This window comes from Vibrio sp. 378, assembly GCF_033339435.1.
The window spans coordinates 1-792 of record NZ_JAWOUO010000385.1 but is presented as its reverse complement, the minus strand read 5'-3'; the positions used below and the strand labels follow the sequence as shown (position 1 = coordinate 792).

1 protein-coding gene is annotated in these 792 nt (G+C 47.5%); it reads right to left on the bottom strand.

The annotated features are described in order from the left end of the window. The coding region (locus tag R7Q48_RS26430) for a tyrosine-type recombinase/integrase (protein ID WP_318133166.1) at positions 1-591 on the bottom strand (591 nt) is incomplete at its 3' end. Positions 592-792 lie beyond the last annotated feature (201 nt).

Genomic DNA, 792 nt, shown 5'->3' with positions numbered 1-792 from the left:
TTCAATCCAATCGATCGCATTCTCCCCCATCGGCACCAAACGTTCCTTGCCACCTTTACCCGTCACACGCACGACGCCCTGACGTAAACTGATGTTTTCCATCGTCAGGCTGACGAGTTCTGTCACACGCAACCCAGTCGCGTACAACAACTCAAGCATGGCTTTATCGCGCAGTTCTACCGGATCATTAGGATCTGGCGCGTCCAAAAGTGCGTCCACTTGCTCTTCGCTGATGTCTTTCGGTAAGCGTTGTGGCAATTTCGGGCTGACCAACAAGGCACTTGGGTCATCGGCACGCACTTTTTCGCGGTGAAGATACTGAAACAAACGGCGAATGGCTGACAGCATACGAGCACGTGACGTCTGCTTGTAATCCAAATCCACCAGATACGTTTGGTATTCTTGAAGTCCAGACAAACTGATGAAATCGAGGCGGTAACGATGATGCTCCATCCAAGTGAGAAGCTTCATTAAATCATTTCGGTACGAAGCCAGCGTATTCTCTGACAGACCGCGCTCCATCCACATTGCATCTAAGAATTGCTCAACAAGCGCAAAATCTTGTTGATTGACAGGCTGTTGTGCCGTCATTCACGCTTCCTTTTATTGTTCATCTATACCCAGTGAGAGTAAGACAGCACCAGTGTGAATGCTATAAAAAATTGGCTCAGGTGGGGAATCTCACGATATTCGCTGCATTCCTAGGCAGTTTAAGGTTAAAATCCTCTGCAACAGCAACACAAAAAACGACGAATATAATGAAAATCGGACTCTTTTACGGCTCAACAACCT